General features: G+C 61.7%; 5 protein-coding genes. 2 read left to right on the forward strand and 3 right to left on the reverse strand.

Annotated elements, in window-relative coordinates; translation table 11 throughout:
• Positions 1-64 precede the first annotated feature (64 nt).
• Entirely contained in the window at positions 65-670 is a 606-nt protein-coding gene (locus ACLEJR_RS26855; protein ID WP_440817726.1) for a tRNA-(ms[2]io[6]A)-hydroxylase, read from the reverse strand.
• Positions 671-848: 178 nt separating this feature from the next.
• Here ACLEJR_RS26855 and ACLEJR_RS26860 point away from each other — a divergent pair, with 178 nt between their 5' ends.
• Complete coding sequence (locus ACLEJR_RS26860) at positions 849-1712, forward strand: universal stress protein (RefSeq protein WP_440793444.1); 864 nt, start codon at positions 849-851, stop codon at positions 1710-1712.
• A gap of 164 nt (positions 1713-1876) precedes the next feature.
• Here the strand turns inward: ACLEJR_RS26860 and ACLEJR_RS26865 are convergent, their stop codons facing one another.
• Positions 1877-2347, reverse strand: coding sequence for a DUF1289 domain-containing protein (locus ACLEJR_RS26865; protein ID WP_440793446.1), 471 nt, complete (start codon positions 2345-2347; stop codon positions 1877-1879).
• 407 nt (positions 2348-2754) lie between these two features.
• Here ACLEJR_RS26865 and acnB point away from each other — a divergent pair, with 407 nt between their 5' ends.
• Positions 2755-5355 (forward strand): bifunctional aconitate hydratase 2/2-methylisocitrate dehydratase, encoded by a 2601-nt coding sequence (gene acnB, locus ACLEJR_RS26870; protein WP_440817732.1) that lies wholly within the window; start codon positions 2755-2757, stop codon positions 5353-5355.
• 259 nt (positions 5356-5614) lie between these two features.
• On the opposite strand, the gene ACLEJR_RS26875 is transcribed toward acnB, so the two are convergent.
• Positions 5615-6895, reverse strand: coding sequence for a serine/threonine transporter (locus tag ACLEJR_RS26875; protein ID WP_440817729.1), 1281 nt, complete (start codon positions 6893-6895; stop codon positions 5615-5617).
• Between the last annotated feature and the right edge of the window lie 252 nt (positions 6896-7147).

Below are 7147 nucleotides of genomic sequence, written 5' to 3' on the forward strand. Positions count from 1 at the left end.
CCCCGTGCCCCCCCCCCCCCCCCCCCCCCCCCCCCCCCCCCCCGATGCGTCGGCACAGGCACCTCTATACCGCCGGCACCCCACTGTGAAACCGAAACTCCACATCCATCGACTCGATCAACTCACGCTCGGCCTCGCGGACCTTGTCGATCACCTGGGCGATGTCCTTGGAATCGCCGTACTGGTAGGCCAGTTTCAGGTACCCCTGGAAATGCCGGGCCTCGCTTTTCAGCAGGCCGAAATAGAATTTGCCCAGTTCTTCGTCCAGATGCGGCACCAGCGCTTCGAAACGCTCGCAACTGCGGGCCTCGATAAAGGCGCCGACCACCAGGGTGTCCACCAGCTTGACCGGTTCGTGGCTGCGCACCACCTTGCGTAGACCCGAGGCATAGCGCCCGGCCGAGAGCTGGCGCAAGCCGACCTTGCGCTTTTTCATCAGGCGCATGACCTGTTCGTGATGCACCAGTTCTTCCCGGGCCAGGCGCGACATCATGTTGATCAGGTCGACGTGGGAATGGTACTTGGCAATCAGGCTCAGGGCGGTGCTGGCGGCTTTGAACTCACAGTTCTTGTGGTCGATCAGCAGCGTCTCCTGGTCGGCCAGCGCGGCCTGGACCCAGGCATCCGGGGTGCGGCAGCCAAGGAACTCACGGATTTCGGGAAGGATCATCGGGCTCACGGTAAAAGGTAATCGAGCGAAGGGCGCCGATTATACCGGCCTGCCCCGAGACCACCAGCCACCGCTGTTGATATGCGTCAAGTCAACGACTCCCGCACAACCACTAGACTGCTCTACAAGGACTATAGTTGAGCAACGCTCGTGCCCTTTCTCGCTGGAGACGCCGATCATGCAAGCCATTCGCAGCATTCTGGTGGTCATCGAACCCGAACATTCGGAAAGCCTGGCGCTCAAGCGCGCCAAGCTGATCGCCGGTGTGACCCAGGCCCACCTGCACCTGCTGGTGTGCGACAAGCGGCATGACCATGCCAGCCTGCTCAGCGTCCTCAAAAGCGCACTGCAGGCCGACGGCTACAGCGTGACCACCGAGCAGGCCTGGAATGAAAGCCTGTACGAAACCATCATCGGCGTGCAGCAGGCCGAAGGCTGTGGCCTGGTGATCAAGCAGCACTTCCCCGACAGCCCGTTGAAAAAAGCCCTGCTGACGCCGAGCGACTGGAAACTGCTGCGCCATTGCCCGACGCCGGTACTGCTGGTGAAGACCGCCGGCTCATGGAAAGACCGGGTGATCCTGGCAGCGGTCGATGTCGGCAACGCCGACGGCGAGCACCGTCACCTGCACAACACCATCATCGACCACGGCTACGACATCGCCAGCCTGGCAAAAGCCCATCTTCACGTGATCAGCGCCCATCCCTCGCCGATGCTGTCGGCAGCGGACCCGACATTCCAGCTCAAGGAAACCATCGAGGCCCGCTACCGCGAACAGTGCCGGGCGTTCCAGGCCGAGTTCGACATCGACGACCAGCACCTGCACATCGAAGAGGGGCCGGCGGACGTGCTGATTCCGTTCATCGCCCATAAGCTCCAGGCGGCGGTGACCGTGATCGGCACGGTGGCGCGCTCAGGGTTGTCAGGGGTCTTGATTGGTAACACCGCCGAAGCGGTGCTCGATACGCTGGAAAGCGACGTACTGGTGCTCAAGCCCCAGGAGGTCGAGGATCATCTGGTGGAGTTGGCGGTGAAGGAATAAAGCGGATTCGCTCTTGTGGCGAGGGAGCTTGCTCCCGCTGGGTTGCGAAGCGGCCCTCGCTCCTGATCTTAAAAATCTCTGGTCCTGAAAAATCCAGGCGTCTGCTGCGCAGCCGAGCGGGAGCAAGCTCCCTCGCCACAGGGGGCTGGTCCTCAACTGCGGGGTCAGCCGCCCATCGCATCCTTCAAAAACCCCGGCGCGATGTAACGCTGGTAATGCGCTTCGGACAGCAGGAAAAATTCCCGATCAATGGCATCGCGCAGGTCCGGCAGTTCCCAGTCGCGAAATTCCGGCAGCAACACCATCCCATAGGCTTCCAGGTTATTGATCACCCGAGCGCCCCGGGCGATCAGCTGATAAGCCCAGCAGTATTCCGATTGATGGGCCACGAAGCGAATCTTGCGTGTCTCCAGTTGCTGGCGCAGCAGCCCAGGGTCGAAAACCTCCAGCTTGGCCACCATCACCTGTACCAACAGCTGTTCCAGCCGCATCCATACCGCCCGCTTCTCGTCCTCGTTGTAGCCATTCCAGTGAATCACTTCATGGTGGAACCGCTTGCAGCCACGGCACACCAGGTCACCGTAGACAGTGGAGCACAGGCCGACGCAGGGGGTCTTGATTAGCTGGTTGGGCATGAGAAAAAACGCACACAAAAGCGAGACAGGCCGGCATGTTAGCCCTTTGTCTAAGATTGATCACCCCTCAAACTAGAGAGCCCAACTTACCTTTAATTTTTTTTTCCCGTAGAATCAGCCAGCCTTTTAAGGCGCCAATGTCCGTTAGAAGCTGTTTTCAAAGCGTCACGAGCACAGTCGTTCCTTCAGAGCGGTGTTGGCGAAGGGTCTTTCCAGCGGGGAAAGCCTGACGCCAACCCTCATCAGCTCCCCGTTCTGCAGGCGTAAAACTTTGAAAGCAGCTTCTGTGAGGAGCTCCGGGAACCCTGGCGTAGTGGCTCAAAAAGCCTCCGACGCGCATGGGTACCGTGAGTTTCTGGATGAGCGTCCCGGACACCCATTTGGGACCACTGATGAGGGTAATAACTGTGCTTGAAGCCTACCGCAAACATATCGAAGAGCGCGCAGCACTGGGTATCGTTCCCCAGCCGCTTAACGCCGAACAAACCGCAGGCCTGGTCGAGCTGCTGAAGAATCCTCCGGCTGGCGAAGAAGCTTTCCTCGTTGACCTGATCACCAATCGCGTTCCGCCTGGAGTCGACGAAGCCGCCTACGTCAAGGCCGGCTTCCTGTCCGCCCTGGCCAAGGGTCAGGCCCAATCCCCTCTGCTGGACAAGAAGCGCGCCGTTGAACTGCTCGGCACCATGCAGGGCGGCTACAACATCGTGACCCTGGTGGAACTGCTGGACGACGCCGAGCTGGCGCCAGTGGCCGCCCAGGAACTCAAGCACACCCTGCTGATGTTCGACGCCTTCCACGACGTGGCTGAAAAAGCCAAGAACGGCAATGTCCACGCCCAGGCCGTACTGCAATCCTGGGCCGATGGCGAGTGGTTCAAGAAGCGCCCGGTGCTGGCCGACAAGATCAGCCTGCGGGTCTTCAAGGTTCCTGGCGAAACCAACACCGACGACCTGTCCCCTGCCCCGGACGCCTGGTCCCGTCCTGATATCCCGCTGCACGCCCTGGCCATGCTGAAAATGGCCCGCGACGGCATCGTGCCTGACGAACAAGGCAAGACCGGCCCGATGAAGCAGATCGAAGAGATGCGTGGCCAAGGCTTCCCGATTGCCTACGTCGGTGACGTGGTCGGTACCGGTTCGTCGCGTAAGTCGGCGACCAACTCGGTGCTGTGGTTCTTCGGCGACGACATTCCTTACGTGCCGAACAAGCGTGCCGGCGGTTTCTGCTTCGGCAGCAAGATCGCCCCGATCTTCTACAACACCATGGAAGATGCCGGCGCCCTGCCGATCGAGTTCGACGTATCGAACATGAACATGGGCGACGTGATCGACCTGTACCCGCATGCGGGCAAGGTCTGCAAGCACGGCACCGATGAAGTCCTGACCACCTTCGAAATGAAGACTCCGGTCCTGCTGGACGAAGTCCGTGCCGGCGGCCGTATCCCGCTGATCATCGGCCGTGGCCTGACCGAGAAGGCCCGTGCCGAACTCGGCCTGCCGCCATCGGACCTGTTCAAGAAGCCAGAAGCTCCGGCTGAAAGCACCAAGGGCTACACCCTGGCGCAAAAAATGGTCGGCAAGGCGTGCGGCGTGAAGGGCGTGCGCCCTGGCACCTACTGCGAACCGAAGATGACCACCGTCGGCTCCCAGGACACCACTGGCCCGATGACCCGTGATGAACTCAAGGACCTGGCGTGCCTGGGCTTCTCCGCCGATCTGGTGATGCAGTCCTTCTGCCACACCGCGGCCTATCCAAAGCCGATCGACGTGACCACCCACCACACCCTGCCTGACTTCATCATGACCCGTGGCGGTGTTTCCCTGCGTCCGGGCGACGGCATCATCCACAGCTGGCTGAACCGCATGCTGCTGCCGGACACCGTCGGCACCGGTGGCGACTCCCACACCCGTTTCCCGATCGGTATCTCGTTCCCGGCCGGTTCCGGCCTGGTGGCCTTCGCCGCCGCCACCGGCGTCATGCCGCTGGACATGCCTGAGTCGATCCTGGTGCGTTTCAAGGGCAAGCTGCAACCGGGCGTCACCCTGCGTGACCTGGTGCATGCCATCCCTTACTACGCCATCCAGAAAGGCCTGCTGACCGTCGAGAAGAAAGGCAAGAAGAACGCCTTCTCCGGCCGCATCCTGGAAATCGAAGGCCTGGAGACCCTGACCGTCGAGCAAGCGTTCGAACTGTCCGACGCCTCCGCCGAGCGTTCGGCTGCCGGTTGCACCATCAAGCTGTCCAAGGAATCGATTGCCGAGTACCTGCAATCGAACATCACCCTGCTGCGCTGGATGATCGGCGAAGGCTACGGCGATGCCCGCACCCTGGAGCGTCGTGCCCAGGCGATGGAAGCCTGGCTGGCCAACCCGCAACTGCTGGAAGCCGACCAGGACGCCGAGTACGCCGAAGTCATCGAGATCGACCTGGCCGACGTCAAGGAGCCTGTGCTCTGCGCGCCGAACGACCCGGACGACGCTCGCCTGCTCTCCAGCGTGGCTGGCGAGAAGATCGACGAAGTGTTCATCGGTTCGTGCATGACCAACATCGGTCACTTCCGCGCGGCCGGCAAGCTGCTGGATCAGGTCAAGGGCCAGCTGCCAACCCGCCTGTGGCTGTCGCCGCCGACCAAGATGGACGCTCACCAGCTGACCGAAGAAGGCTACTACGGCATCTACGGCAAGGCCGGTGCACGGATGGAAATGCCAGGCTGCTCGCTGTGCATGGGTAACCAGGCACGCGTCGAGCCGAACTCCACCGTGGTGTCGACTTCGACCCGTAACTTCCCGAACCGTCTGGGCGACGGCGCGAACGTCTACCTGGCCTCGGCCGAACTGGCGTCCGTCGCGTCCATCCTGGGTCGCCTGCCGACCGTCGAGGAGTACATGGAATACGCCGGCAAGATCGACAGCATGGCAGCGGACGTATACCGCTACCTGAGCTTCGACCAGATCGCCGAGTTCCGTGAAGCGGCTGCTAACGCCAACATCCCGGTCGTTCAAGCCTAAGGCTTAGACGCTCGACTAAAAACGCCGCCCTTCTTGCGAGGGGCGGCGTTTTTTTATGCCTGGGATTTGATGCCTCAATCGCTCTTGTGGCGAGGGAGCTTGCTCCCGCTGGGCTGCGCAGCAGCCCCAACCACTGCCTGACACACCTGGTCGTCAGACCCCAGGGCCGCTTCGCGCCCCAGCGGGAGCAAGCTCCCTCGCCACTGGGAATGGTGTCGATTGGCAGATTTGGACACGCCACCCCACCATTGTGGGCCGATCAGGCCGTCAGGGAATAAACCAACGCCGTAATCGCCACCAAACCCACCAACACAACGAAGACATTGGAAGCCTGGCCGCGGTAGCGGGCCATGGCCGGGACTTTACGGATCGCGTACATCGGCATCAGGAACAGGATGGCCGCGATGACCGGGCCGCCCAGGGTTTCGATCATGCCCAGGATGCTCGGGTTGAGCGTGGCGACGATCCAGCACACCACCAGCATGAACGCCGCGGTAAGGCGGTCCAGGGTCTTGGGCGCTGGACGACGGCCACTCTTGACGATCAAGCCCTTGAGGCCTTCGCTGGCGCCGATGTAGTGACCGAGGAAGGACTTGGCAATCGCCACGAAGGCAATCAACGGCGCGGCGAACGCGATGGTCGGGTTGCTGAAGTGGTTGGCCAGGTACGACAGGATCGACAGGTTCTGGGCCTTGGCCTCGACCAACTGTGCCGGGGACAAGGTCAGCACGCAACTGAACACGAAGAACAGCACCATCACCACCATCAGCACATGGGCGCGGGACAGGATCTGCGAGCTGCGTTCCTCGGCGTTGGCACCATAACGGCGCTTCTGATCCACCGCGAAGGCCGAGATGATCGGCGAGTGGTTGAACGAGAACACCATCACCGGGATCGCCAGCCACAGCGTGTGCAGCAAGGCCGAAGGCTCAGGCGCAGTGGTCGCCGTGGTCAGGATGCCGCCGTTCCAGTGCGGAATCAGGAACACCGCCAAGAACAGCAGCGCAACGATAAACGGATAGACCATCAGGCTCATGGCCTTGACGATCGCCTGTTCGCCGCAGCGCACCACCGCCAGCAGGCCCAGGATCAGCACCAGCGACAACACCACCCGTGGTGGCGGCTGGATATGCAGTTGATGCTCCAGGAAGCTGCCCACGGTATTGGTCAGGGCCACACTGTAGATCAACAGGATCGGGAAAATCGCGAAGAAGTACAGCAAGGTGATCAATGCCCCGGCCTTCAGACCGAAATGCTCTTCCACCACCTCGGTGATGTCCGCACCGTCACGCCCGGACAACACAAACCGCGTCAGGCCGCGGTGCGCATAGAACGTCATGGGGAACGCCAGCAACGCCAGGACCAGCAGCGGCCAGAAGCCGCCCAGGCCCGCATTGATCGGTAAAAACAGCGTGCCTGCACCGATGGCGGTGCCGAACAGGCCGAGCATCCAGGTGGTGTCGTGGCGACTCCACTGGCCGAGGGTAGTTGGGACGGTGGTTTCAAAGCGCTCTTGGACGCTGTTGGCCTGGTCATTCATCCGGTCGGATCTCCGCTTTCCGGTCACGTGCACCCGGCCAGGACGAGTCGGAAAAGCCCGACAGGCAGCGCCCTGGCCGAAACAGGGCCGCGATTGTCCGGGATTAGCGAGCAGAAGCAAAGACTTAGCGGAGGAGCGGTGGTCATGGGTAGAAAAAGTGTTGAGAACGACATGGCTGGACTATCGCCGTTATTCGCCAACTCCTACACTCAGGACAGCACGCACAGCCCCCCTTGTGGGAGCGAGCTTGCT

The sequence above is a fragment of the Pseudomonas sp. SMN5 genome (assembly GCF_052041925.1).
GTDB lineage: Bacteria > Pseudomonadota > Gammaproteobacteria > Pseudomonadales > Pseudomonadaceae > Aquipseudomonas.